This window comes from Desulfarculaceae bacterium, from assembly GCA_020444545.1.
Classification (GTDB): domain Bacteria; phylum Desulfobacterota; class Desulfarculia; order Desulfarculales; family Desulfarculaceae; genus Desulfoferula.
Map to the genome: position 1 here is coordinate 79200 of JAHLKT010000005.1, position 24459 is coordinate 103658.

The 24459-nt window shown below is 66.6% G+C and carries 25 protein-coding genes; 13 read left to right on the top strand and 12 right to left on the bottom strand.

All coding sequences use genetic code 11. From position 1 onward, the window contains the following. Positions 1-9 precede the first annotated feature (9 nt). Complete coding sequence (locus KQH53_15465; protein ID MCB2228078.1) at positions 10-498, bottom strand: protein-disulfide reductase DsbD N-terminal domain-containing protein; 489 nt, start codon at positions 496-498, stop codon at positions 10-12. A gap of 27 nt (positions 499-525) precedes the next feature. Further along, positions 526-1557 carry a hypothetical protein gene (locus tag KQH53_15470; GenBank protein MCB2228079.1) on the bottom strand — a complete coding sequence of 344 codons (1032 nt, stop codon included), beginning with the start codon at positions 1555-1557 and terminating at the stop codon, positions 526-528. A 204-nt stretch (positions 1558-1761) separates the two neighbouring features. On the opposite strand from KQH53_15470, the gene KQH53_15475 reads away from it, so the two are divergent. Continuing rightward, positions 1762-3363: a response regulator gene (locus KQH53_15475; GenBank protein ID MCB2228080.1), complete on the top strand. Its 1602-nt coding sequence runs from the start codon at positions 1762-1764 to the stop codon at positions 3361-3363. Continuing rightward, entirely contained in the window at positions 3360-4085 is a 726-nt protein-coding gene (locus KQH53_15480) for a hypothetical protein (protein ID MCB2228081.1), read from the top strand. Before KQH53_15475 ends, KQH53_15480 begins: the two co-directional genes overlap by 4 nt. An 18-nt stretch (positions 4086-4103) precedes the next feature. Here KQH53_15480 and KQH53_15485 read toward each other — a convergent pair whose 3' ends face one another. The 4 genes from KQH53_15485 to KQH53_15500 are packed head-to-tail and all read right to left on the bottom strand — an operon-like array spanning position 4104 to position 7403. Further along, positions 4104-4316 (bottom strand): FeoB-associated Cys-rich membrane protein, encoded by a 213-nt coding sequence (locus KQH53_15485; GenBank protein ID MCB2228082.1) that lies wholly within the window; start codon positions 4314-4316, stop codon positions 4104-4106. Positions 4317-4328: 12 nt separating this feature from the next. Further along, entirely contained in the window at positions 4329-6464 is a 2136-nt protein-coding gene (gene feoB / locus KQH53_15490) for a ferrous iron transport protein B (protein MCB2228083.1), read from the bottom strand. Next, positions 6461-6706, bottom strand: a complete 246-nt coding sequence (locus KQH53_15495; protein MCB2228084.1) for a ferrous iron transport protein A — start codon at positions 6704-6706, stop codon at positions 6461-6463. The genes feoB and KQH53_15495 overlap by 4 nt, the downstream gene beginning before the upstream one ends. Positions 6707-6719: 13 nt before the next feature. Further along, entirely contained in the window at positions 6720-7403 is a 684-nt protein-coding gene (locus KQH53_15500; GenBank protein MCB2228085.1) for a transcriptional repressor, read from the bottom strand. Between the two features lie 219 nt (positions 7404-7622). Here KQH53_15500 and KQH53_15505 point away from each other — a divergent pair, with 219 nt between their 5' ends. The 10 genes from KQH53_15505 to KQH53_15550 all read left to right on the top strand — a co-directional run bounded on the left by KQH53_15505 (position 7623) and on the right by KQH53_15550 (position 18303). Beyond that, the gene (locus KQH53_15505) at positions 7623-9002 is read left to right on the top strand and encodes a sigma 54-interacting transcriptional regulator (GenBank protein MCB2228086.1); all 1380 of its coding nucleotides are present in this window, start codon (positions 7623-7625) and stop codon (positions 9000-9002) included. A 195-nt stretch (positions 9003-9197) separates the two neighbouring features. After that, positions 9198-10295, top strand: a complete 1098-nt coding sequence (locus KQH53_15510) for a 4Fe-4S dicluster domain-containing protein (GenBank protein ID MCB2228087.1) — start codon at positions 9198-9200, stop codon at positions 10293-10295. Beyond that, positions 10292-10768 carry a hypothetical protein gene (locus KQH53_15515; protein ID MCB2228088.1) on the top strand — a complete coding sequence of 159 codons (477 nt, stop codon included), beginning with the start codon at positions 10292-10294 and terminating at the stop codon, positions 10766-10768. Before KQH53_15510 ends, KQH53_15515 begins: the two co-directional genes overlap by 4 nt. Before the next feature lie 180 nt (positions 10769-10948). After that, positions 10949-12097, top strand: coding sequence for a DUF362 domain-containing protein (locus KQH53_15520; protein MCB2228089.1), 1149 nt, complete (start codon positions 10949-10951; stop codon positions 12095-12097). 4 nt (positions 12098-12101) lie between these two features. After that, positions 12102-12806 carry an ATP-binding cassette domain-containing protein gene (locus tag KQH53_15525; protein ID MCB2228090.1) on the top strand — a complete coding sequence of 235 codons (705 nt, stop codon included), beginning with the start codon at positions 12102-12104 and terminating at the stop codon, positions 12804-12806. After that, positions 12803-13609 (top strand): iron export ABC transporter permease subunit FetB, encoded by an 807-nt coding sequence (fetB, locus tag KQH53_15530; GenBank protein ID MCB2228091.1) that lies wholly within the window; start codon positions 12803-12805, stop codon positions 13607-13609. The genes KQH53_15525 and fetB overlap by 4 nt, the downstream gene beginning before the upstream one ends. A gap of 149 nt (positions 13610-13758) precedes the next feature. Further along, a complete protein-coding gene (locus KQH53_15535; protein MCB2228092.1) occupies positions 13759-14250 on the top strand; it encodes a (2Fe-2S)-binding protein in 492 nt (163 codons plus the stop codon). Between the two features lie 3 nt (positions 14251-14253). Further along, positions 14254-15138 (top strand): xanthine dehydrogenase family protein subunit M, encoded by an 885-nt coding sequence (locus KQH53_15540; protein MCB2228093.1) that lies wholly within the window; start codon positions 14254-14256, stop codon positions 15136-15138. Beyond that, entirely contained in the window at positions 15135-17411 is a 2277-nt protein-coding gene (locus KQH53_15545) for a molybdopterin-dependent oxidoreductase (protein MCB2228094.1), read from the top strand. The genes KQH53_15540 and KQH53_15545 overlap by 4 nt, the downstream gene beginning before the upstream one ends. A 370-nt stretch (positions 17412-17781) precedes the next feature. Then, entirely contained in the window at positions 17782-18303 is a 522-nt protein-coding gene (locus KQH53_15550) for a hypothetical protein (protein ID MCB2228095.1), read from the top strand. Between the two features lie 34 nt (positions 18304-18337). On the opposite strand, the gene KQH53_15555 is transcribed toward KQH53_15550, so the two are convergent. The 5 genes from KQH53_15555 to KQH53_15575 form a co-directional block, all read right to left on the bottom strand. Continuing rightward, positions 18338-19651, bottom strand: a complete 1314-nt coding sequence (locus KQH53_15555; GenBank protein MCB2228096.1) for an amino acid permease — start codon at positions 19649-19651, stop codon at positions 18338-18340. A 74-nt stretch (positions 19652-19725) separates the two neighbouring features. After that, the gene (locus KQH53_15560) at positions 19726-19941 is read right to left on the bottom strand and encodes a helix-turn-helix transcriptional regulator (GenBank protein MCB2228097.1); all 216 of its coding nucleotides are present in this window, start codon (positions 19939-19941) and stop codon (positions 19726-19728) included. A 10-nt stretch (positions 19942-19951) separates the two neighbouring features. Beyond that, on the bottom strand, positions 19952-20485 hold the full coding sequence (locus KQH53_15565; GenBank protein ID MCB2228098.1) for a DUF2975 domain-containing protein: 534 nt from the start codon (positions 20483-20485) through the stop codon (positions 19952-19954). A gap of 270 nt (positions 20486-20755) precedes the next feature. Next, positions 20756-21892 carry an NADH:flavin oxidoreductase gene (locus KQH53_15570; protein MCB2228099.1) on the bottom strand — a complete coding sequence of 379 codons (1137 nt, stop codon included), beginning with the start codon at positions 21890-21892 and terminating at the stop codon, positions 20756-20758. Positions 21893-21926: 34 nt separating this feature from the next. Further along, a complete protein-coding gene (locus KQH53_15575) occupies positions 21927-22370 on the bottom strand; it encodes a DUF3795 domain-containing protein (protein MCB2228100.1) in 444 nt (147 codons plus the stop codon). Positions 22371-22531: 161 nt separating this feature from the next. Here KQH53_15575 and KQH53_15580 point away from each other — a divergent pair, with 161 nt between their 5' ends. Next, positions 22532-22921: a carboxymuconolactone decarboxylase family protein gene (locus KQH53_15580; protein MCB2228101.1), complete on the top strand. Its 390-nt coding sequence runs from the start codon at positions 22532-22534 to the stop codon at positions 22919-22921. 364 nt (positions 22922-23285) lie between these two features. Here the strand turns inward: KQH53_15580 and KQH53_15585 are convergent, their stop codons facing one another. After that, positions 23286-24440: a sugar phosphate isomerase/epimerase gene (locus tag KQH53_15585; protein MCB2228102.1), complete on the bottom strand. Its 1155-nt coding sequence runs from the start codon at positions 24438-24440 to the stop codon at positions 23286-23288. Positions 24441-24459: the final 19 nt, after the last annotated feature.

Here is a 24459-nt window from a genome sequence, read left to right on the forward strand (position 1 = left end):
CCCCGATAACTAGGGCGCGCTCACCTGAATGGTGATGGGCAGGCTGAGCGAAGCGGGCATGTGGCAGACCTGGTCGTCGCAGGCCTGGTAGCTGATCTTGGCCGTGGCGCTGTAGGCGCCGGGCTTGACGCTCGACGCCACCTTGCCGCTCAGGGCCAGGCTGACCTTGTCGCTGTAGACCTTCACCGGCTTATCGGAAAACTGCACCTTGGCCTCGTGGGCCGGGGGGAACGCCGGGGCGGCGAAGCTGATGCCCGCCGGCGCGCTGAAGCTCACCTTGGTGGGGATAAGGCCGTCGTCCCCGGCCGAGGGGCCGTTGATGTGCAGCTTGGGCGCGATGGTCAGGCGCAGCTCTAGGCTGAAGGCCTGGCCCGGCTTGGCGGCCACCACGGCGGGCTCGGTCCGGCCCTTTACTATGGGGCCTTCCATCATGGCCGAGGCGGCCAGGGGGGCGGCCAGCAAGGCCATGGCCATGATCAGGATTGCCGATATGCGCATGATGCTCTACTCCGGGGGCGCGCGCCCTCAGTCCTCCAGGCTGGTGAGAATGCCGATGGGCTTGGCCTTGGGCGCTTGGCAGGAGCTGGGGCCGGCGTCGCGCCAGCCCAAGGGGGCCATCTTGCCCTCGGGCAATACTTTGAGCCGGGCGCAGGCCCGGGCCAGGCGCGGCCACACCAGATCCTGGGAGTCCTCGAGGTCCAGGCTCAGGTCCAGCATGACGAGGGTGGCCAGCTTGAGGCGCTCCTCCTGGGCCAGGCCCATGAAGGCCCATACCCGGCGGCCCTCCAAGCGGGGCATGGCCAGGGGACCGCTCAGGCGCACCTCGTCGCCCAGGCCGGCCTTGGCGGTCATGTACTTGAGGCCCACGGCCAGGCTGCGCCCCAGATCATAAAGCCGGGCCGAAAGGTCGCTGTCCGCGGCCAGCTCCAGCAAATGGGACACCACCTCGATGGTCTCCGGAGCGGGCGGTTGGGCGGGCTCGGGCGGAGCCTCGCCCCGGCCGGCCAACACGCCCAGGGTGCGCCCGGCGGGCAGGGCGGGGGACCACAACACCATGTCCGGCTCCAGGCCGTAGGCCGCCGAGGCGCCGCCCCGGCCCAGGCGCAGGCCGGTGGCGGATTCGTCCACCACCAGGAGCATGCCCGCCTCGCGGGCCTCCGCGGCCATGCGGCCACAGGCGGCCTCGCCGGGGCTCCAGTCGCAGCGCAGCACCGCCACGCCGGGCTCGCCGCCGGGCGAGGAGAGCGCCTGGCCGGTGCCCGGGGCCATCCAGGCCACGCCCTTGGGGCGGCCCGAGGCCGCGGCCAGGCGGCTGGCCGCCAGCACCGCCTGGGGCGGCTTGGCGTACAGGCGCACCCATTCGGCCCAAGGCCACTGGGCCCTGAGGTTGTCGGGGATGCTCTCCGGAGCCGTCTCGTAGATGGTCACGGTGAGGGGCAGGGCCAGGGACGGGTCGGAGTAGTCCACCATGGGGCCCGGGTCGGGGGCCTGTTTTTCCCAAATGGCGGCGAGTAGCTCGCTCTGTTCGGGCGTGGGCTGCAACCGGTCGCTTTGCATACTTTATAACCTTAGTGCGGGTGGGCGCCGTTTGCATTATAGCCTTAGGCCGCGGCCATGCCAAGGAGCATGGCCACAACCAGTCCCGGCCTAGTGTATCTCCTTGCGCTATGCTAAAATTCCCACAGCAGACTCCGCCCCAGGGGTCGCCCCGCACAAAGCCAAAAAACCTCTCCGGCCCGGCCGGAAATCGAGTGCAAGGCTGTGAACATACCAACCAACACCCAGGCCAGCCCCGGCAGCGATAGCCTGAGCATCCTCTTGGTGGATGACGAGGCCAACATTCGCGAGGCCCTGGCCGAATATCTCGCCAGCCTGAACAATCACCGCCTGGTGACCGCGGCCAACGGCAAAGAGGCCCTGGAGTGCTTCGCGCCGGGCAAGTTCGATTGCGCCTTTTTGGATCTTAAGATGCCGGGCATCACCGGGGTGGAGCTGTTGGCCCGGCTCAAAGAGCTGGACCAGACCCTGCCGGTGGTGATCATGACCGGCTTCCCCTCCCTGGACGCGGCCATCGACACCATGCGCCAGGGAGCCAGCGACTTTTTGGTAAAGCCCTTCAACCTGGACCAGGTGCAGGCCACCCTGGAGCGGGTGGTGCGCGAGCATCGCCTGTTGCAGGAGAACCTCCGGCTCTCCGAGCGCCTCAAGCAGCAGGATAAGATCGAGCGCCTCAACCGGGAGCTGAGCCGCCGGGTGCACGAGCAGCAGGTCTTGCATGAGATGTCCGACGCCCTGGACCGGCTGCACACCTCCGAGGACATCTACCAGGGCATCGCCGATCTGGCCCGGGAGCACCTGGACGCGGGCAAGGCCGCGGTGCTGCTTTTGGACCCGGCCAGCAACCAGCTGGTGGTGATCGCCCAGAGCGGTTTCTCCCCGGAAACGGTGGGGCAGGTGACCGGCAAGGAGGGCGAGGGTTTCTGCGGCCGGGTCATGGCCGGGGGCAAGCCGGTGATGGGCCGCCCCGAGGCCATGGAAGAGGTAGACCGCCTGCTGCCAATGAATGGCAGCCTGCTGTGCCTGCCCATCATGATCCGCGACCAGAGCCTGGGCCTGTTGTTGGTGGGCGAAAAGCGCGGCAGCCTGCCCTTTAGGGGCGAGGACGCCTTCCTGGCCCGCTTTCTATTGCAAAAGGCGGCCCTGAGCGTGGAGAACATCGCGCTCTACGAATCCATGGTCTCCAACCTGCACTCCACCCTGGGCGCGCTGGTTCGGGCCATGGAGGCCAAGGACCCTTACACCCGCCAGCACAGCCGCCGGGTGACCAACCTGGCGGTGCTCACCGCCGAGGCCATGTCCCTGGGGGTCAGCCAGATCGAGTCGCTGAAGTTCGCGGGCTATCTGCACGACATCGGCAAGATCGGCATCAAGGACCACATCCTGCTCAAGGAGAGCAAGCTCACCTCCGAGGAATATGAGGAGATCAAGCGCCACCCGGATATCGGCGAGTCCATCATCCGGGCCATGGACTTGAGCCAGGACGAGCGCCACATCGTGCGCCACCATCACGAGCGCTGGGACGGCCGGGGCTATCCCGACGGGCTGGCCGGCGAGGACATCCCCCTCCTGGCCCGGGTGGTGGCCGTGGCCGATGCCTACGACGCCATGACCTCGGACCGCTCCTACCGCCGCTCGCGCAGCGTGCAGGAGGCGGTGGCCGAGCTCACCGCCTGCGCGGGCAGCCAGTTCGACCCCTCGGTGGTGGAGGCCTTTGTGCGCATGCTGGCCCGCTACCACCAGGACATGGAGAGCATGGCCGCCGAGATGGACCCGGCCGGCTCCGGCCTCGGTGACGGCAAATGAGCTCCGCCGCCTTGACCCCCGAAATTTTGCGGGCCCTCTTGGATCGCGAGCGCCTGCTCCTCGCCGGACGCCTGCTGCCCGGAGTGGTGCACAATCTCTCCGGCGGGGTGCAGACCATGTCCCTGCCCCTGGACCTGGCCCGCCTGGCCCTGGGCCGGGGCGACAGCCAAAAGCTGGCCGACAAGCTGGAGACCATGCGCGAGGGCCTGGAGCGCATGACCATGGAGGTGGGGCTTTTGGCCCGGCGCAGCCGCACGGACCGCAAGCTCGCCTCCGAGCCCCTGGACCTGGCCGAGCTGGCCGGCGGGGAGCTGGATTTCTGGCGGAGCGACCTGTTCATGAAGCACGAGGTGCGCCTGGAGCGGGAGCTGCAAGGCGACCTGCCTCTGGCCCGCTGCGCCCCGGCGGACGCGGCCCTGGCCCTGAATCTCGTGTTGGCCAACGCGGTGGAGGCGGTGCAGGGCGGCCCCTCGCCGGTGATAGTGGTGAGCGCCCTGGCGGTGGAAAACGGCCTGGCCCTGGAGGTGTCCGACACCGGCCCCGGCCCCGAGGCGGAGCTGGCCAAGAGCATGTTCGAGCCCTTCACGGGCGACAAGGGCGAAGGGCACGACGGCCTGGGCCTGTTCCTGGCCCGCGAGGCGCTGAGGCCCTGGTGCGGCGAGGTGGCCTGGCTGCCCGAGGCGGGGCGCACCACCTTCCGGATCAGCCTGCCCCGCGCCTAACTTAAATTTCGCGGAAAATCAGTCCTTGGACGGAGGCCCCTGCTCGCAGGAGGCGCACTCCGTGGGGGTGGGGCCGCTCAGGGGCTCTATCTGATGGCAGGGCCCGCCGCCCCCGCAGCCGCAGCCGCATGAGGGCGCGCCGGGCTGGGGCCGAAAGGTGCGCAGCAGGCGCCGCCCCACGAACCAGGCGGCCAGCCCCACCACAACGGCCACGATGATTCCTTGCCACATGCGCTTACCTCCTTATCCCAGGCCCAAGAGCTTGCCGCCCTGGAACACGGCCAGGGCCAGCAGATAGGCGATCACCGTGTTGTAGCCCAGGGAGAACAGGGGCCAGCCCCAGCCGCCGGTCTCGCGGCGGATCATGACCAGGGTGGCCATGCAGGGGGCGTAGATCATCACGAAGATCATCAGGGCAAAGGCGCTCAGGGGGCTCCAGCCCTTTTCCTTGGCCAGGCGCTGGCTAAGGCTGGCCGCGTGCTCCGGGTCCACCTCGCCCAGGGAGTAGGCCACCCCCATGGTGCTGACGATGACTTCCTTGGCCGCGAAGCCGCCCACCAGAGCCACGTTGGTGCGCCAGTCGAAGCCCAGGGGCGCGGTGAGGGCGGTGAGCCCGCGCCCGATCCTGCCGGCCACGGTGCCGGCCAGCTCGGCCGAGGCGCGCTCGGACTCCAGCTCTTGGCGGGCCTGGGTCGTGGGCGCGGCGGCGATGCGCGCCTGCCAGGCCGCGTCTTGGGCCGGGTCCAGGGCCGGGAAGCTCATGGCCGCCCACATGAGCACGCTGACCCCCAGGATCATGGTGCCCGCCTTTTTCACGTACTGCCAGGTGCGTTCCCAGGTGTGGATCACCAGGCCCTTGAGGGTGGGGGCGCGGTAGGGGGGCAGTTCCATGACGAATGGCGTCTGCTCGCCCTTGAGGATGGTCACTCTGAGGAGCTTGGCGGCCAACAGGGCCAGGGCCCAGGAGATCAGGGTGAGCAAAAAGAGCATCTGGGCCTGGTGGCGGGCGAAAAAAGCGGCGATGAGAAGGCTGAACACCGGCAGCTTGGCCCCGCAGTTCATGAAGGGCACGGTGAGGATGGTGGCCAGACGGGCCTTGGGGTCCTTGAGGGTGCGCGCGGCCATGACCCCGGGCACCGCGCAGCCCCCGGAGATGCCCCCGCCCACGATCAGGGCCATGACGCTGTTGCCGTGCAGGCCGAAGATGCGCAGCACCCGGTCCATGATGTAGGCCACCCGGGCCATGTAGCCCGAGTCCTCCATGATGGCGATGGCGAAAAACATGAAGGCGATGAGCGGCGCGAAGCCCAGCACCCCGCCCACCCCGTCGATGACGCCGGATACGATCAGCGAGCGCAAGATCCCCTCGGGCATGGCGCTCATGACCATGCCGCCCATCCAGCCGAAAAACTTTTCGAACCACACCACCGGGCTCTCGGAGGCCCAGAACACGAACTCGTAGATGGCGTAGAGCACCCCGAACAAAAACAGCGGCCCGCCCAGGCGGTGGGTCAGCACCTTGTCCAGCTTGTCGCTGAAGTCCATGCGCATCTCGCGCTCGCTGACCACCACCTGGCGGGTGATGCCCATGATGAAGCCGTAGCGGTAGTCCGCGATGATGCTCTCGGGGTCGTCGTCCATGGTCGAGCGCACGTGGGAGGCCACCCGGCGGCACACCGGCAAGAGCGACTTGGCCAGCTCCGGGGTCTGCTCCACGTTGTCGATGACTTCCTGGTCGCCCTCCAGGCACTTGACCGCCAGCCAGTGGGCGCTCAACAGGCCGTGGCGCTCCTGGGAGCCCTGTAGCAGGGCCTCCACCTCGGCCACCCCCTGGTCCACGTCCGCGCCGTAGCTGATCTCCAGGGGCTTCCACTCCGGCGGATTCTCGGCCAGCTCAACCGCCGCCCGCAGCATCTCCTCCATGCCCTTGCCCTGGCGGGCCACGGTGGGCACCACCGGCGCGCCCAGCAGCCGGCTCAGCTTGGCCGTGTCGATCTTCAGGCCCTTGCTCTCGGCCACGTCCACCATGTTCAGGCAGATGATCAGGGGCACGCCCAGCTCCATGAGCTGCACGCTGAGGTAGAGGTTGCGCTCCAGGTTGGAGGCGTCCACCACGTCCACCACCACGTCGGGGCGCTGGCCGATGAGATAGTTGCGGGCCACCAGCTCCTCGGGGGAGTAGGCGGTGAGGCTGTAGGTGCCGGGCAGGTCCACCACCTGCACCGGGCGGCCGTCCAGATGGGCGGTGCCCTCCTTGTACTCCACCGTCACCCCGGGGTAGTTGCCCACGTGCTGGCGCGCCCCGGTGAGGGCGTTGAACACGCTGGTCTTGCCGGCGTTGGGGTTGCCGGCCAGGGCGATGGTGTAGGGGCGGCTCATGATCCGGTTTCCGGCTCCACCAGGATGTGCTCGGCCTCGTTGTTGCGCAGGGTGAGGTTGTAGCCCCGGAGCTTGATCTCCACCGGGTCCTTGAGCGGGGCCCGGCCGATGACTTGGATGACCGTGCCGGGCACCAGGCCCATCTCGCGCATGCGCCGGCCCAGCTCGCCGCCGGTGCCGATCTTCTTGACCACGGCCCGGTGTCCGGGCTTTAGCTGCCTTAGGCTGACGACGGGGCTCATGGGCTCTCCGGGACTAGTGATGGTTGATCAGGCTGACCTGCACCTTGGCTGCCACGCCCTGGCCCAGGGCCAGGCGGGTGCCGCCGCAGGCCACCACCACCGCGCCGCCCGAGGAGGAGATCACCTCCAGCTCGGTGCCCAGCTGGATGCCCATGTCGGCCAGATGGCTCTGGGACTGCTCGCCTCCGGCCAAGCGCTCCACCCGCACCCGCTCCCCGGCCGATGCCAGGTTCAAGGGCAGGGTGGGGGTGCGGCGGCGGCGGCAATTGTCGCACAGGCCGTAGATTTGCAAGCGGTGGCTTAGGTGATGGAAGCCGTGCTCCTTCGCGGCGGTGTGCTTGAGCGCCTCCAGCTCGGGATGGTGAAACTCGGTGATGGAGCCGCACTTGGTGCAGATGAGGTGGTCGTGGTGCTCGCCGAGGTGGCGGTGCTCGAACAGATCCGGCTGATTGTCGAAGTGGCGGCAGGAGGCCAGGCCGAAGCGGGTGAGCATCTCCAGGGTCTCGGCCACGAAGCCGGGCTCCAGAGCCAGGCCGGAGGCCTTGAGGCGATCGTCCACCTGCGCGGCGCTCTGGTGCTCCTCGCGCTCCAGAAACGCCTCCAACACCGCCAGGCGGTCGGCCAGGCGGTTGATGCCCTGCTGGCGCAGGAGGCGCTCGAACTGGCGCCTTTCCTCATCGTGTAGGTTGATGCTCAACTAATTCTCCAAAGACAACTAAATTAACAGAGCCTAATTATAACGCGCAAGGTAAAACTGTCACCTCGATACCCCTTAAAAATAATCATTTCGTGAAGAAAGGCAATGGAGCCGCGCCGGGCTCCGGGGGATTTCACCGATTCTTAACCTGGGCGCTTGGCCGAAGCAGCCGCTTGTGTTAACCTTAACGTTAACACCTAACGATGCTAGGAGATAAGCATGGCCGACATCACCGCCGAGGACATCGGGCGGCACTGGCAATCCGTGGTGGACACCATGGCCGAGGGGCTGTTCGTGGTGGACACCCGGGGCAGGGTGGTGTTCATCAACCCTGCCGCCGAGCGCCTCACCGGCTACCGCCGGGAGGAGGTGCTGGGCCGCTCCTGCTCGGCCTTCGAGTCGGAGACCTGCCAGTCCTGCCATGACGAGCAGGGCTGCATGGCCTGCGGCCTGTTCGAAAACGGCCGGGTGCTCAACAAGCGCTGCACTATCGTGAAGAAGGACGGCAGCGCGGTGCACATGCTCAAGAACGCCCGCGTCTTGCACGACGAGCTGGGCCAGGTCATCGGCGGGGTGGAAACCCTCACCGACGTGACCCCGGTGGTGGAGCGCGACCGCCAGATCAGCGGCCTCAAGCGCCAGCTCAAACGCGACTACGGCTACGAGGGGCTCATCGGCCAGTCCCCGGCCATGCGCCGGGTGTACCAGCTCCTGGAGTCCGCCGCCGCCTCGGCCGCGCCGGTGGTCTTGCTGGGGGCCAGCGGCACGGGCAAGGAGCTGGCCGCCGCGGCCATCCACAACCGCTCTCCCCGGCGCAAAGGGCCCTTCGTGCGGGTCAACTGCGCGGCGCTCAACCCGTCCCTTCTGGAAAGCGAGCTGTTCGGGCATGAAAAGGGCGCCTTCACCGGGGCGGAGCGCACCCGCGAGGGCCGCTTCGAGGCGGCCGACGGGGGCAGCCTGTTCTTGGACGAGATCGGCGATCTGCCCGCCGGGCTCCAGGCCAAGCTCTTGCGCGTGTTGCAGGAGGGCGAGGTGGAGCGGGTGGGCTCCAACCGCTCCATCAAAGTGGATGTGCGCATCATTACCGCCACCAACCGCGACCTGGTCAAGCTCATGGAGTCCGGCGAATTTCGCGAGGACCTGTTCTACCGCATCAACGTGGTGCCCATAAGCCTGCCGCCCCTGGCCGCGCGCAAGGAGGACATCCCCCTGCTCGCCCGGTCGTTCATCGAGCGCACCGCCCTGGGTTCCGAGCGGGGCATCACCGGCATCAGCCCGGCCGCCCTGGAGGCGCTCATGGCCCACGACTGGCCGGGTAACGTGCGCGAGCTGATCAACGCCATCGAGTACGCCTTTGTCACTTGCCCGGGCGGCGAGATTCTGCCCATGCACCTGCCCCCCAGCGTGCTGGGCGATCGCCCCGCCTGCGGTCCCTCGGCCCCGGGCCCCACCCAGGACCCCTTGGAGGCGGCCCAGCGGGCCGAGATCGAGGCCGCGCTCAGGGCCACGGGCGGCCACAAGGCCCAGGCCGCCGCCTCCCTGGGGATAAGCAGGGTAACTCTTTGGAAACGCATGAAGAAGCTGGGCATGGCCGCCTAGGTTTTATCCTCTGTTAATCTGCCTTAACGTTACTTAACGTTTCTCTCTGAAAGGCGTGGCGGGATAAGCCACTGAAATAAAAACTAAAACATGCAAAATCTCGGGCAGGGGCCTTTTCGGCACGGGGCTTGCTCTATTAGGCGCCAACCGACGAGACCCGGGCCCGGCCCGGTTGCGATAGCGAGGGAAGTGGTAATGCCCAAGGATCTGAGTCGAAGAAGTTTTCTGCGGGGCGGCCTGGCCGCCGCCGCCGGGGTGGCCGCCAGTCCCATCATCCTGCCGACCGCGGCCCAGGCGGCCAGCGGCAAGGAACTGTGCACCCTCTTGGACCTTTCCAAGTGCATCGGGTGCGAGGAATGCGTGGGCGCCTGCCGCGAGCAGTGGCAGTCCAGCGTACCCGACCCGGTGAGCCCCATCCCCGCTCCGATTCCGGCCAAGGTGCCGGTGCAGGACTGGTCTAAGCGCAAGGATGTCTCCGACCGCCTGACCCCCTACAACTTCCTATATATCGAGCACCTGGAAGTGCCCTACAAGGGCGAAACCGTGGAGCTCAACGTGCCCCGCCGTTGCATGCACTGCCTCAACCCGCCCTGTGCCGACCTCTGCCCCTTCGGCGCAGGACGGGTGGAGAAAAACGGCGTGGTGCACATCGACCCCGAGGTGTGCCTGGGCGGGGCCAAGTGCAAGACGGTCTGCCCCTGGAAGATCCCCCAGCGCCAGTCCGGGGTGGGGGTCTATCTGGATATCATGCCCAAGTTCGCGGGCAACGGGGTGATGTTCAAGTGTCACCGTTGTTTGCCCCTGGTGGAAAAGGGCCAGCAGCCCCGTTGCGTGGAGGTCTGCCCCGAGCAGGTGCAGAGCATCGGCCCGCGCGAAAGCATCCTGGCCCAGGCCGAGACCCTGGCCCGCCAGAAGGCCGAGGCCGACGGCGCCTCTCCCGAGAGCTGGCGCGACTACGTCTACGGCTTGAGCGAGAACGGCGGCACCACCACTCTTTACGTCTCGCCCATGCCCTTCAGCGTGGTCAGCCAGGCCATCGAGCAGGCCCACGCCGCCTCGGCCAAGCCCGGCCGGGGCCGCGCCGCCCAGGCCAAGCAGGGCGGCCGGCGCAAGGGTCGCGGCTTCGGCGGCCGGCCGCCCATGGGCCCGGTGGCCGACGTGATGGCCAAGGCCGACAACCTCAGCCTGGCCCTGGTGCTGGCTCCGCTGGCCGGGCTGGCCGCGGGCTTCACCCGCCTGTTCGGCAAGAAGCTCCGCTCCGACGACTCTGAGCACAAGGGGGAAGCGGCATGATGAAGCACTCTTATTCTCCCGGCGGCCGCGTGGCGGTGTGGCTCTACGGCATCGCCATCGGCCTGGCCCTGTTCAGCGGCTTCGGCCAGATGCCCCTGTACAACCGTTATTACCTCACCTCGGTGCCCGGCCTGGGCTGGAGCGGCAACTTCATCGCCCTGAGCGAGCTGCACTACTTCGCCGCCGCCCTGATGCTGGGTCTGTTGGCCTGGCGCCTGGCCCTGGATGTCCGAGACACCGACACGGCCTGGTCCTGGGGCCCCCGCTCCTGGTGGGGCTGGAGCCTCCTGGCGGTCATCGCCCTCACCGGCGCGGCCAAGGCTCTGCGCAACGCGGGCATCTTTTTGCCCCCGGTCTGGCTCATGATCCTGGACTTCGCCCACCTGGGCAGCGCCATGGCCTTTATGTTCAGCGGCCTGGTTTCCCTGTTCCGGCCGCGCCCCAATCCGTACCTCCGTGGCAAGCTTGCCTGAACGACCAAGCTTGCCAGCCTCCTAGCGCCAGCCCCGCTCCCCTGCATGGGAGCGGGGCGTTTTTTTGCGCCCGGGCATACCGCTGGATTGCCGCGCCCCCCTTCCTTGACACCCCGCCGTCCGGCTTCTAACCTGATAACGGAACCTGAAAATCGCAATGCGGGCAAAGGAGCCTAGCGTATGGCCAGCAAGGTCTATTTCATTGACGTCCGGGCCACCATCAAGCGGTCCCTGGTCAACAAGATCGACGAGCTCATCGCGGCGGTGGGCCTGGCGGACACGATCAAGCCGGGCGGGCTTACCGCCCTCAAGCTGCACTTCGGGGAAAAGGGCAACACCGCCTACATCCGGCCGGTGTTCGTGCGCCGCTTCGTGGACGCGGTGAAAGCGGCGGGCGGCCAGCCCTTCCTTACCGACGCCAACACCCTCTATGTGGGCACCCGCGCCACCTCGCCGGGCCATTTGAACACTGCGGTGGAAAACGGCTTTGCCTACAGCGTGGTGGGCGCGCCCCTGATCATCGCCGACGGGCTCAAGGGCCACAACTCGGCAGCGGTGCCGGTGAACCTGCCCGAATGCGACGAGGCCCACATCGGGGCCGAGGTGGTGGAGGCCGACAGCCTGATCAGCCTGGCCCACTTCAAGGGCCACGAGGTCTCGGGCTTCGGCGGGGCCATGAAGAACCTGGGCATGGGCGCGGCCAGCCGCCGGGGCAAGCTGTTCATGCACAGCAACATCACCCCGGTAATCAAGGCCAAGCGCTGCATCTCCTGCGGATCGTGCATTAAGCGCTGTCCCGTGGGGGCCATCAAGTTCGTGGCCCGCACCGACGCCCCCGCGCCCCTGGAGAGCAAAAACCCCAAGGTGCAGGCCCACAAGGACCCGGACAAGTGCATCGGCTGCGGCGACTGCATCCTGGCCTGCCCCACCGAGGCCATCCAGATCGGCTGGGACGCCGAGGTGCCCGACTTCCTCAAGCGCATGGTGGCCTACACCAAGGGCGTGCTGGCGGGCAAGGAGGGCCACGCGGCCCACTTCAACTTCATCACCCAGGTGAGCCCGGCCTGCGACTGTTATCCCTTCAACGACGCGCCCATGGTGGCCGACATCGGCATCGTGGCCTCCAGCGACGTGGTGGCCATCGACCAGGCCTCGGTGGATCTGGTGAACCAGGCCCCGGGCCTGCCGGGCACCGAGCTCAAGCACGCCCACGCCCCGGGCGCGGACAAGTTCCGCGACCTTTATCCCCGGGTGGACTGGGAGGTGCAGCTGGCCTACGCCGAGGAGATCGGCCTGGGCAGCCGGGAATACGAGCTGGTCCGGCTTTAGGCCCTTGAGCCCCGAATCACCCAACCCAGGGGCCGCCAACGGCAACGGCGGTCCCTTGATTCACCTGGAGAACGTCTCCTGGGACACCCCCGGCGGCGCGCCGGTGCTCTCCGGCGTGTCCCTGTCCCTGGAGGCCGGGGATCTGGCCTGGCTCTCGGGGCCCTCCGGCGGGGGTAAGTCCAGCCTGCTGCGCCTGATCAACCGCCTGGCCGAGCCCAAGAGCGGCGAGCTTTTCTTGGCGGGCAAGCCGCTCGCTTCCTACGACCCGCCCGCCCTGCGCCGCAAGGCCGCCCTGTTGCCCCAGACCCCGGTGATGTTCGAAGGCAGCGTGGGCGACAACCTGCTGGCCCCCTTTGCCTTCAAGGCGGCCCACGGCCTGCCGCGCCCCTCGGGCGACCGCCTTTTGCGCCTGCTGGAGGGCCTGGGCCTGGCCGGGGTGGGGCTGGAGGCGGCGGCCGCCGGTCTCTCCCTGGGCCAGAAGCAGCGGGTGGCCCTGGCCCGGATGCTGCTGTTGGAGCCCGCCGCCTTGCTCTTGGACGAGCCGGTGAGCGCCCTGGACCCCGAATCCCGCGAGTTGGTGGAGCAGGCGGCGGTGGAGCAGGCGGCCCTGGGCCGCGCGGTGCTGTTGGTCAGCCACCAGCCGCCCCAGGCCATGGGCGCCTTACGCCACCTGGTGCTGCGCGAGGGTCTGCTGGAGGAAACGGCGTGAGCGGCGCGGTGCCCATCGGCTGGCTCCAGATCGCCCTGGCCCTGGGCTTCATCCTCCTGGCCGGAGGGGCCTCTCTGTGGCTCAAGCTGGGCCTGGGCCGCGAGCTGGTGGTGGGCACCCTGCGCACCTTTGGCCAGCTCCTGTTGATGGGCTACGTGCTGCTCTACATCTTCGCCCTGAGCTGGCCCTGGCTGGTGCTGGCGGTGTTCGCGGGCATGATCTTCTTCGCGGCCCGCATCGTCACCAGCCGGGTGCGGGGCAAGGGCGTGCCGGTGTTCTGGCCGGTGTTTTGGTCCATGCTGCTCTCCTACATGGTGGTGAGCTTTTTGGTGGTGGGGGTGGTGGTGCAGGCCGATCCCTGGTGGGAGCCGCGCTATTTCCTGCCCCTTGGGGGCATGGTGGTGGGCAACTCCATGAACGCCATGGCCCTGGCCCTGGAGCGCCTGTTCGGGGAGATGAAGAACCGGGCGGGCGAGGTGGAGACCATGCTCTCCCTGGGGGCCGACCCCAAAGAGGCCACGTCCGCCATTTTCGCCGATTCGGTGCGCGCGGGCATGATCCCCTCCATCAACTCCATGATGGGGGTGGGCCTGGTGTTCATTCCGGGCATGATGACCGGCCAGATCCTGGCCGGGGCCGACCCCCTTTTGGCCATCAAATACCAGATCGTGGTGATGCTCATGCTGGTGGGCTCCACCACCCTGGGCAGCGTCCTGGCGGTCAGCCTGGCCCGTAAGCGCCTCTTCACCCCGGCGGCCCAGCTCCGCCCCCTGGGGGTTGCCAAGCCAAACAAGCGGGCATAGTTCACTCCGCTGAACGCAATGCCCCCCTCAGAGAATGGTTGACCCCGGCCCCCGGGGCTGCTATGTTTGGGCTCACAATGGTTACAGCGCCTTTTTAGGCCATAATCACAGGGAAAACAGCCCAAAGCCCTCATGCGGGGAGGTCATCTATGGCCAAACAAAACATAGAACTTATAGTGAACGGCGACCGCTACGAGCTGGCGGTGGAGCCCTGGCGCACCCTGGCCGACGTGCTTCGGGAAGACCTTCGGCTCACCGGCACCAAGATCGGCTGCGCCCAGGGCGATTGCGGGGCCTGCACCGTGCTCATGGACGGCCGCAGCATCAGCTCCTGCCTCACCCTGGCGGTGGAAGCCCACCAGCGCGACATCACCACCATAGAGGGCCTTTCTCCCTCGCCGGACAAGCTGCATCCCATCCAGGAAGCCTTTGTGCAGCACGGCGCGGTGCAGTGCGGCTACTGCACTCCAGGCATGGTTCTGGCGGCCAAGCATCTGCTCGACGCCAACCCCGAACCCAGCGAGGCCGAGATTCGCCAGGGCCTCAGCGGCAACCTGTGCCGCTGCACCGGCTACAACAAGATCGTAGACGCCATCGGCGCGGCGGCCAAGAAGCTCTCCGACGCCGGGAAGGAGGCTTAGGCCATGGTCATGCCTCACTTCACGGTGCACCAGCCCGACAGCCTGGAAGAGGTCCTGGACCTGCTGGGCCGCCACCGCTCCAGCGTGAAGGTGCTCTGCGGGGGCACCGATCTGCTCATGAAAATGAAAGCCGGCGCGGTGAGCCCGGACCACCTGATCAGCCTCAACCGGGTCAAGGGCCTGCGCACCATCTCCTACGCCGAGTCCGACGGCCTGGTCATCGGCGGCGCGGCCCGCCTGGCCGAGGTGGGCAAGAATGCGGACGTGAAAAAGCTCTACCCGGCCCTGGCCCACGCCTGCTCGGTGATGGCCACCGTGCAGATCCGCAACATGGGCACCGTGGCCGGCAACCTGGCCAACGCCGCGCCCAGCGGCGACACGGCCGCGCCTCTGTTGGCCTACGGCGCCTCGCTGGTGGCGGTGGAGCGCGGCGGCCGCCGCCAGATCAAGCTCACCGATTTCTTCACCGGCCCGGGCCTCAGCGTGCTGGAGCCCCTGGAGGTGATCGAGGCCATCCGGGTGCCCGACCCGCCGCCCCGCAGCGGCTCGGCCTACATGCGCCTGAGCGCGCGCTCCAAGGTGGACATCGCGGCGGTGGGCGTGGCCGGCTTCATTAATCTGGACCTGGAGGGCAAGGTGATCCGCTGCCGCCTGGCCCTGGCTTCGGTGGCTCCCACTCCGGTGCGCTGCCTGGAGGCCGAGCAGATGATCGAGGGCCAGAAGCCCGACGAGACTCTCCTGGCCCAGGCGGGAGCGGCCTGTGTGCGGTCCTGCCGCCCCATCGACGACGTTCGGGCCACGGCCTCCTATCGCCGGGCCATGGTGCAGGTCTTGGCCCAGCGGGTGCTGGCCAAGTGCTACGAGCAAGCCGCGGGAGGTGTGTCATGAACAATCCCGCCATCATCGGACAGAGCATCCCCCGCCTGGACGCGCCGGCCAAGGTGACCGGCCGGGCCATCTACACCGACGACATGAAGCTGCCGGGCATGCTCTACGGCAAGCTGCTGCGCAGCCCCTATGCCCACGCCAAGATCAAGCGCATCGACGTGTCCAAGGCCAAGGCTCTACCCGGCGTCAAGGACGTGATCGTGGGCGCGGACACCCCGGGGGTGAAGTACGGCAACTGGCGGCTGGTGCCCCAGAGCCAGGACGAGCTGCCCCTGGCCGTGGACAAGGTGCGCTTTGTGGGCGACGAGGTGGCCGCAGTCTGCGCCCTCGACGCGGACACCGCCGAGCGGGCCATCGAGCTGATCGAAGTTGAGTACGAGGAGCTGCCCGCCATCTTCTCGGTGGAGGATGCCACCGCCGAGGGCGCGGGGCTCATCCACGAGGAGTCCAAGGGCAACGTCAGCCTGGTCCGCAAAATCGACTACGGCGATCTGGACGCCATGTTCGCCAAGGCGGACTACATCCGCGAGGACACCTTCCGGGTGCACCCGGTGCAGCACGCCTACATGGAGCCCTGCTCCTCCCTGGCCCAGGCCGAGGAGGGCAACCGCGTCACCCTGTGGACCTCCACCCAGACGCCCTACATTGTCCAGTGCCTCTTGGCCTCCACCTTGGGCCTGCCCGAGAACAACGTGCGGGTGATGAAGGTGCAGATCGGCGGCGGCTTCGGCGGCAAGATGGAGCTTCGCCCCTGGGAGTTCTGCGCGGCCTTTATGTCAATGCGCACCGGCCGCCCGGTGAAGTTCACCCTGACCCGCCACGACGAGCTGGCCTATGGCCGCCGCCGCCATGCCATGACCATCTACTCCAAGGTGGGATTCGCCAAGGACGGCAAGCTCCTGGCCAAGGACTTCCAGGTCATGCTGGACGGCGGGGCCTACAACGCCATGGGCCCCACTGCCACCTTCCTGTGCGGCACCTTCGGCAACATGCTCTACAACTACCCGGCCTACCGCTACTTCGGCCGCCACGTTTACACCAACAAGCCCCCGGCCAGCGCCATGCGCGGCTTTGGCGCGCCCCAGGCCGCCTTTGCCGCCGAGACCCAGATGAACATCGCGGCCGAGGACCTGGGCATCGACCCCATCGACATCCGCCTGATGAACGCCATGGAGACCGGCGACGTCATCCCCGACGTGGCCACCATTTCCTCTTGCGGGTTCAAGGAGTCTTTGGAAGAGGTGCGGCGCATCAGCGGCTGGGACGAGAAGAAAAAGAACAAGACCAAGGGCAAGGGCCTGGGCATAGGCTGCTTCAGCTTCATCAGCGGCGGCGTGTTCAACTGGTTCAACACCAAGTACAACTTCTCGGCCGCCGAGCTGAAGGTCTTCGAGGACGGCACCGCTCAGCTGGCGGTGATGGCCTGCGACATCGGCCAGGGCCCGGACACGGTGCTCCGCCAGATCCTGGCCGCCGAGCTGGGCATCCCCATTGAGAAGATCCGCCTCATCAGCATGGACACCGCCTGCACCCCCAAGGCCGACCTGGGCACCTGGGGCAGCCGGGTCACCCTGATGAACGGCAACGCCATCATCGAGGCCGCCGGCAAGATCAAGGCCATGCTGCGGCCCGTGCTGTTCAGCGAGCTAGACCTGAACCAGATCCACGACGTGGCCTTCGAGGACGAGCGCGTGTTCGTGCGGGCCAACCCCAAGAAGGGCATCCCCTTCGGCGAGTGCGTGTACAAGGCCTTGCGCGGCCGCGAGGGCGAGCCCCTCACCGCCCGGGGCTACTACACCCCGCGCAACAAGGGCCTGGTCAGCCCGGCCTTTAGTTTCGGGGCCCAGGTGGCCGAGGTCACGGTGGACGAAGGCACCGGTCAGATCCAGGTGGACAAGATGTACACCGCCCACGACTGCGGGGTGGCCATCAACAAGATGTCCGTGGAGGGCCAGCTCGAGGGCGCCATCCAGATGGGCCTGGGCTACGCGCTCATGGAAAACCTGGTCATGGACGACAAGGGCCGCACCCTGAACACCAACTTCCTGGACTACAAGATGCCCGCGGCCGAGGACATGCCACCCGGCGATTCGGTGGAGATAGAGACCTACGAGCCCGAGGGGCCCTACGGCGCCAAGGAGGCGGGCGAGGGCCTGGCCATCCCCACCGCGCCAGCCATCAGCCACGCGGTCCACGAGGCGGTGGGCTACCGCTGCATGGAGACGCCCATCACCCCGGAGAAGGTGCTGCGCGCTTTGGGCAAGATCAAGTAAGTAACGTTTCGCCTAACGTTTAAGGGCCTCCCGCCAGGGAGGCCCTTTTTTAATGCGGCCGCGCCTGGGGTCCTATCCATAAATAGCCGGTCATTGCGAGGCGAGCCGCCCCATGCGGCGGGCCGCAGCAGGCGCCCCCTCGCGGCGAGCCGTGGCAATCTTCCTTGGAATCGTCCGGGGTCAGGAATCAAAACGATCCGAAATGCGAGTGACCGCAGCGTTGCCAGCGGGTAAAAAAGGTTGACATCACGACCTGTTTTGTTGGCATTCTTTGCACAGACCCACCTAGCATCATCTTCCGAGCATGGCCGGGGAAGCTCCTCCCCCGTGAGGATCAGGCCTGCCCCTTAGTCAGGGAAAGGGGACAGGCATGACCACTTTTCAGATGACCATGTTGGGGGTACAGGGCCTTACTGGGCTGGCCATCGTGGCCACGGTAATAATTTATATTTTGCACCTCCAAACCACGCGCCACGCGGCCAAAGGCCAAAACCTCATTGCCATCACGAACTATCTCCAAAAGATGGAGGTGCGCGATGCGCGCACCCACGTCATTACCGTTCTCAGCCGCAAGGATTATGAGGAATGGGATGAGGAGGATAAGCGTCTGGCTTCCCTGGTTTGCTCCACCTATGACTTCGCCGCCATCTTCATGAGCCAGAAGCTATATGACTCTGACTTGTTCTATGACACCTACGGCGCCTCGGTATGCAAGTGCTTCCAGGCAGTGAAACCGCATTGCGAATACATTTGGGATCCAAACAGAGGGGGCCCGGCCTACTGGAAAAACCTTCCCAAAATTGCCAAAAAGGCCGCGAAACATCCCAAGGTGTCAGCCAAGGACATTGAAATGCCGGCAGGGGCCAAGGTTCGTTCGGCTGGCGCGTCTTAGCGGGCAGCAGCCGGGAAAGGCGCTGCCGCCCCTCCTACGCCTTCCCCGCCGCTCCCGCCTTGGGCTTGGCCAGAATCAATGCGTAGACCCCGATGACCACCAGCACCAGCGCGATGACCAGCCACAGCTCGTCCAGGGTGGCCGAGGCGAATGCCGAGATCAGGAATATGGACGACAAGGCCACGATGATCTTGTTGCCGATGGACTTGGTGCCGGTGGCGATGTCCTTCTTCACGATGGCGATGCCCGACCAGAAGTAGGGGAACAGCAAGAGCAGCACCGAGATGGTCACGGTGATGTTGAAGGCCGCGGCGATGTTGCTGCCCAGAGACATGAGGATCAGCTCCACCACGGTCATGATCACGCCGTTGATCACCAGGCCCTTGGAGTAGATACCGTGCTTGTTGGTGTAGGAGTAGGCCTTGGGCAAGAAGCCGTTGTCCGCGCTGGTCTTGGCCGCCGAGGCCGAGGAGAGGTTCCACACCATGAACGAGGCGATGCAGGCGATGGCCATCACCGCCGAGGTGATCTCGCCGATGACCTTGGAGCCGAAGATCTTCTGCATGGACAGGGCGAAGGAGGCGGGCGCGGTCTGAATCTCCTTGGCCGGGAACATGCCCTCGATCACCGTGGTGGAGGCGATGTACAGGATGGCCACGATGATGAAGCCCACGATGGTGGCGATGGGCACGATCTTCTGGGGGTTGGCGATCTGCTCGTTGTTGGTGGCGATGCTCTCCACCCCCACGAAGGAGAAGATGAGCACCGCGAAGCCGGACATGATGGCCTTGCCCGAGCCCATGCCCGAGACGTTCCAGTTCTTGCTGAACTGGGCGGTGTCAAAATCCAGCCAACCGGCCACGGCGGTGATGATCACCGAGATCAACAGCAGCGTCACCGTGATGGACACGACTTTGGAGATCACCCCCACGCCGCGCATGGAGGCGATCACGAAGACCCAGATTAGGGCGATCACCGTGATGCCCAGGAAGATGGGGTGGTTCAGGGCGGGCACGAAGATGGCCAAGTAGCCCAGGCCCGCGATGAGGATGGACACGTTGGAGATGAGGTTGCCGTAGACGTAGAAGAAACCGCTCTTGGCCCCCAACACCGGGTTGACGTAGGTGGCCAGAGCGGTGGGGCTGGGGTCGTCGAACATCATCCCTGCCTTGACGTAGACCAGGGTGAGGAACAGGGCCCCGGCGGTGACCAGCAGGAACGAGACCAGGGTGATGGACCCGGTGGCGGCCAGCTGCTGGGGCAGGGCGATGACCCCGCTGCCCGCCAGGGACGACACGATAAGGAATATGGCGCCTACGAGTCCGAGCTTCTTGGCTTCGCTGGTCATTATCCGTCCCTCCTCTAGGGCCCATGACGACGGGCTAATGACCCCTTTTTAACATATTCCTTCCGGAACTAGGGCTATAAATCCGCCTGCCCCTCGCGGTACTCCAGCAGATCACCCGGCTGGCACTCCAGAAAGCCGCAGATGGCATCCAGGGTGGCCAGGCGCAGGCCCTTTATCTTGCCGGTCTTGATCAGGCTGATGTTCTGCTCGGTGATGCCCACGGCCGAAGCCAGGTCTTTGGACTTCACCTTGCGCTTGGCCAGCATCACGTCCAGGTTGACCACTATCATGTTCATCCTCCTAGACGTAAAGCTCTTGTTCTTCGGCCAACACCCGCCCCTGGTCCATGACCCAGGCTACGGTGATGACTACCAGGCCCATGAATCCGGCCACCACGTCCTGGCTGTCTATGCCCAGGACCAACAGGCGGGTGCCCGGTGTCCAGTGGAAGGTGAGGATGACCCCGGCAATGGGCTTGAACAAAAAGCTGGCCCCGGCCCAGGCGAACAAGGACCAGCCCAGTTGGCGAAAGCAGGCCACGTTGGCCGCCCGGAAGATATCCCCATGGGCGTAGAGGTAGAACAGCCGCCGCAGGCGCGACAGGGCGAAAATGGCCACCCCGGCGGGAAGCATACTGGCCAAAAAGGCCAGGGCCCGCGTGCCTTGGGGCAGGTAGCCCTTTACGGGAACCGGCAGCTGGGCGAGGACATAGGGCAGGTGGTTCGCAAAGGCCCAAGCCAAAGCCAGCACCACGGGTATGGCGATCATCAGGAGGGTGGTCACGGTACGCAGGCGCGCACTCACCCTGGCTATGCGCTCGATTTGTTGATTCATCTCTCGGCTCCTGGAAGGTGCGTTAGTAAGTTTTGGGCAGGATCATGGAGAGGATCATGACGCAGCTAATCAACTGTGTCAACGATAAATTAAAATAAAACGATAAAAAATAAAACTTGTAGGTTTATGCGAGCCTTGCCTCACAACAGGGAGAACCTCGGAAAGGGTGCCGGTTGGTAAAGGTTTGGGAAAAAGAAAAAGAGAGCCGGGATCGCCGGAGAAAACGTAATCCTCCGGCGTCCCGGCCAAGTTATGGAATAGAGGTTGGGTTCAGTCCGTCACCGGCTCCTCCACGTAGCAGCGCTGGGGCCGGAACATCCAGTTTTCAAAGCACTGGTTGCAGGAGATGCAGATAGCCTTGCGCATGTCCCCGCCCTTCCAGCGCAAGGGCAGCTCCGGCTCGCGGATAAACGGCCTGCTCATGCCTATGAAGTCCGCCTCTCCCTGTCGCAGCACATCCTCCATCACCTTTGGGCTGCGCATGCCGCCCACCAGAATCACTGGTAGGCCCACCCGGTCTTTTATGGCCCGGCCATGGGCCCGGAAATAGGCCTCCTGGCTCGGCTTGGCCACCCCTTTGACCGCTATGCGCTCCGGGCTTTCGGACAAGGTGCCGCCGGACACCTCGATGCAGTCCAGGCCCGCCTCCGCGATCAGGGCGGCGATCTCCACTGCTTCGCCGCTTTGCAGGCCGCCCTCGAGGAAGTCAGAGAAACTCAGCTTCATGATCAAGGGGTAATCCGGCCCCACCAGTTCCCGGCAGCGCCGCACCACCTCCACCGCGAAACGGGCCCGCCCGGCCGGGCCGCCGCCATATTCGTCGTCCCGGCGGTTGGTAAAAGGCGACATGAAGTTGGTGATCAGATTGCCGTGGGCGCCGTGAAACTCCACCGCGTCGAACCCGGCCTCTTGCGCGCGGCGGCAGGCCTGGCCGAACAGCTCCGTCACCTCTGCGATATCGTCTCCGGTCATCTCCTGGGGGACTACGCCGCTGGCCTCGATGGGAACCGGGGACGGGGCCAGGGGGGCCGATCCCCGCAGCTGGGGGACGTCTTGGCGGCCCAGGTGGCCGATCTGCATGGCCAGCTTGGCTCCCCTGGCGTGAACCGCGTCAATCAGCTTGGGCCACGGTTCCATGAACCGGTCGTGATGCATGGCCAGGGGCGACAACATCCCCAGGGCGCTGGGGCGTTTTTGCCAGGCCTCTATGGTGGCCCCGCAGGTGATTATCAGCCCCACCTCCGCCTCGGCCAGTTGGCAATACAGGTCCCGCAGCCGCCCGGTGGGCTCCCCCTCGTCAGTGGCCATGCCCTCGAAGGTGGCCGAGCGCACCAGACGATTGCGCGGCTTCAGGCCACCGATGGCGCCCGGTTGGAAAAGGGGGCTGGCTTTCGTCCGCGAATTCATTTTTTCTCCCCGGTCAGGAGACTCGGCAGCCGCTTCACTCCAGGGTCCACCACTTGGTGAAGTAGGTCTCCCTCACCTTGCCCGCCTTTTCCTGAGCCCAGCGTTCCAGGCCCATGCGCTTGATCAGGCACAGGTTGAACACCTTGGTGTTGTGGGGCACCTTGTCCGCCCGGTCGGCGTAGGGGTGCAGGTTGTCGCAGGGGAACTCGTCGCAGTCGCAACAGAAGTCATGCCCCTTGGCCTGGCTGCACCCATAGGCCGGGCAGGGCCCCTCCCGGTCGAAGCTCACCGTGTGCAGGGGCGGGTGGCCCTCGTGGGCCCGGCAGCCGGAGCAGCGCATGATCTCCTCGGGCATGCCCATGGTGTCGTGAAAAGACTTGGTTATCTTGAGGGCGTCGGCATCGCCCTGGGTGGCCAGATAGAAGTGGCAGTTGAAGCAGTCCAGGCCGCAGGGCGCGGTCATGTGGCGATAGTCCATGGGGCGCCTCCGTTGGGGTTCGGGCCATTAAACCACGGGGCGCTGGCGGCAAGCATCCCCCGGCCGGGGGAGGGGATGGTCTATAATCGAGACCAGCGCCCGGAGCCGCCGGGCGCGCCTAACCCGCCAACCAGCCGAGGCTGAGCCAGAGAGGGGCAACCATGAGCGAAGACATGAACCAGAAAGGCCTGGAGATCAGGCGCGAGGTGCTGGGCCAAAAGTACGTGGACGCCTCCATCGAGACCAGCCAGAAGCTGGACTTCGGCATGCCCTTGCAGGAGCTGGTCAACAAGTATTGCTGGGCCGAGGTGTGGGGACGGCCGGGCCTGGACCGCAAGACGCGCAGCATGCTCAACATCGCCATGATCAGTGCCCTGAACCGGCCCAACGAGGTGAAGATCCACCTGGCCGCCGCCCTGCGTCACGGGTGCAGCGAGGAGGAGATCATGGAGATCATCCTGCAAATCGCCATCTACTGCGGGGTGCCCGCGGCCATGGTCACCTACAACCTGGCCAAGGAAGTGGTCGCCGAGCACCGCGCGGCGGATTAGGCGCTGTCGGCGAGGGCGGCACTGACCAGACCTTGCGCTAATGGGCGCGGAGGCTGGGGAATCATCGGGAAAGAGGTTTGGAAGGGAATAAGCCGGGGGAGGGTTCCTGTCCGAATGCCCCCGGACCTCGGCCAAGGCTCCCGCTTCGCCTCCGGAGGCCGAGGACTACGGTCGGGCCGGCAGCTCTAGTTTTGCATCGCCGCCCGCCCTGATCTCTGTCCGAACCTGCCACGGGCAGACCGCGCGGCAGCTCAGGCCCAAGGCTTCCCGCCCGGTTTTCTTTCCTTTAAAAACCTCTTCCCAGGCAGGGTCCGGTTACAAACCTGTTCCCGGCATTAAGCGGGACCAGGGAGCCAACCGCTCCCTAGCCCAAGGGAGGCTCTCCCCACACCCGCTCCAGGCCCCTGAGCGATCCCCACAGGTCCGGCTCGGCGTGGGGCTCCAGGGTCAGCACCGGCGCCGGGTCCAGGGAAGCGATGCGCTCCTTCAGGAATGCCCAGTCCACCACCCCGCAGCCGGGCGGCTGGTGGGTGTCGAAAGTGGCGTCGTTGTCGTGCAGATGCATCTCGCCCAGGTGCGGCGAGAGCGCCTCCCACCAGGCGGCCAGGGGCGTAGGCGTGAAGCAATGGGCGTGGCCCACGTCCAGGCAGAAGCCCACCGGAGGACCGCCCGCCGCCATGATGGCTTGGCGCGCGGCCAGGAGCACGTTGGGCGCGGGCTCGAAGGTGTTTTCCAGGACCAGCTCGCAGCCGCCTTCGCGCAGGCGCGTGGCGATGGGGGCCAGGCCCCGGGCCAGGCGGGAGCAAAACGCGGGCAGATCGCGGTGGGTGTCGGCCAGATAGCCCAGATGCCCCACCGCGCGCACGGCCCCCAGTATCAGGGCCCACTCCGCCGCCTGGGATATGCGCCCCAGGCTGGCGGCCGCGATGGCCGGGTCCGGGCTGCCCGGAGCCAGATCCATGAAGGGCAGATGCACCGTCACCCGGCGGCCCTTGAGCAGCTCCGCCGCCTGGGCCAGCTCGGCCTCGCCCATCCGGTCCAGGGCCTGGGCGTCGATGCCCACCTCCGGGTTCACGGCCAAGACCTCCACCAGGGGGCGGTAGCGGCCCAGCAGCATGGTGAGCGGCAGGTTCACCTGCACCGAGGCCAGCCAGGGCCAGGCGCGCCCCTCCCGCGCGGCGCTCAGCAAGGCCGCCGCCGCCTCGGCCGGGTCGGCCGGGGCCACGGCGTCGCAGCCGGGCATGGCCTGTCCCCATGCCAGGGTGGGGCATGGCAGGACCTCCAGGGCGCGGGCCTCGCCGGGCTCCAGGCAGAGCAGGGCCACGGGCCTAAGCTCCACCGGGCAGGCCTCCAGCACCAGGCCCAGGCCGTCCAGGGGCGCGTCCAGGTCCGGGGCGGGCTCTCCCGCCGGACCGATGAACAAGGGCTTGGCCGCGGGCTCCAGGCCCCGGGCCACCCCCGCCGCCCGGGCGCGGGCGCTTGGCCCCCCGGCCAGCCAGATCACCGGCGCTGGGCTCATTGCCTGGACTCCGGGCGTG

What these genes read in the sequence shown, in the direction of transcription:
- KQH53_15585 (MCB2228102.1), bottom strand. Translation starts at nt 24,440, where the DNA reads ATGAGCCCAGCGCCGGTGATCTGGCTGGCCGGGGGGCCAAGCGCCCGC.
- KQH53_15580 (MCB2228101.1), top strand. Translation starts at nt 22,532, where the DNA reads ATGAGCGAAGACATGAACCAGAAAGGCCTGGAGATCAGGCGCGAGGTG.
- KQH53_15480 (MCB2228081.1), top strand. Translation starts at nt 3,360, where the DNA reads ATGAGCTCCGCCGCCTTGACCCCCGAAATTTTGCGGGCCCTCTTGGAT.
- KQH53_15575 (MCB2228100.1), bottom strand. Translation starts at nt 22,370, where the DNA reads ATGGACTATCGCCACATGACCGCGCCCTGCGGCCTGGACTGCTTCAAC.
- KQH53_15505 (MCB2228086.1), top strand. Translation starts at nt 7,623, where the DNA reads ATGGCCGACATCACCGCCGAGGACATCGGGCGGCACTGGCAATCCGTG.
- KQH53_15555 (MCB2228096.1), bottom strand. Translation starts at nt 19,651, where the DNA reads ATGACCAGCGAAGCCAAGAAGCTCGGACTCGTAGGCGCCATATTCCTT.
- KQH53_15565 (MCB2228098.1), bottom strand. Translation starts at nt 20,485, where the DNA reads ATGAATCAACAAATCGAGCGCATAGCCAGGGTGAGTGCGCGCCTGCGT.
- KQH53_15560 (MCB2228097.1), bottom strand. Translation starts at nt 19,941, where the DNA reads ATGATAGTGGTCAACCTGGACGTGATGCTGGCCAAGCGCAAGGTGAAG.
- feoB (MCB2228083.1), bottom strand. Translation starts at nt 6,464, where the DNA reads ATGAGCCGCCCCTACACCATCGCCCTGGCCGGCAACCCCAACGCCGGC.
- KQH53_15470 (MCB2228079.1), bottom strand. Translation starts at nt 1,557, where the DNA reads ATGCAAAGCGACCGGTTGCAGCCCACGCCCGAACAGAGCGAGCTACTC.
- KQH53_15520 (MCB2228089.1), top strand. Translation starts at nt 10,949, where the DNA reads ATGGCCAGCAAGGTCTATTTCATTGACGTCCGGGCCACCATCAAGCGG.
- KQH53_15545 (MCB2228094.1), top strand. Translation starts at nt 15,135, where the DNA reads ATGAACAATCCCGCCATCATCGGACAGAGCATCCCCCGCCTGGACGCG.
- KQH53_15510 (MCB2228087.1), top strand. Translation starts at nt 9,198, where the DNA reads ATGCCCAAGGATCTGAGTCGAAGAAGTTTTCTGCGGGGCGGCCTGGCC.
- KQH53_15535 (MCB2228092.1), top strand. Translation starts at nt 13,759, where the DNA reads ATGGCCAAACAAAACATAGAACTTATAGTGAACGGCGACCGCTACGAG.
- KQH53_15570 (MCB2228099.1), bottom strand. Translation starts at nt 21,892, where the DNA reads ATGAATTCGCGGACGAAAGCCAGCCCCCTTTTCCAACCGGGCGCCATC.
- KQH53_15550 (MCB2228095.1), top strand. Translation starts at nt 17,782, where the DNA reads ATGACCACTTTTCAGATGACCATGTTGGGGGTACAGGGCCTTACTGGG.
- KQH53_15540 (MCB2228093.1), top strand. Translation starts at nt 14,254, where the DNA reads ATGGTCATGCCTCACTTCACGGTGCACCAGCCCGACAGCCTGGAAGAG.
- KQH53_15495 (MCB2228084.1), bottom strand. Translation starts at nt 6,706, where the DNA reads ATGAGCCCCGTCGTCAGCCTAAGGCAGCTAAAGCCCGGACACCGGGCC.
- KQH53_15485 (MCB2228082.1), bottom strand. Translation starts at nt 4,316, where the DNA reads ATGTGGCAAGGAATCATCGTGGCCGTTGTGGTGGGGCTGGCCGCCTGG.
- KQH53_15465 (MCB2228078.1), bottom strand. Translation starts at nt 498, where the DNA reads ATGCGCATATCGGCAATCCTGATCATGGCCATGGCCTTGCTGGCCGCC.
- KQH53_15515 (MCB2228088.1), top strand. Translation starts at nt 10,292, where the DNA reads ATGATGAAGCACTCTTATTCTCCCGGCGGCCGCGTGGCGGTGTGGCTC.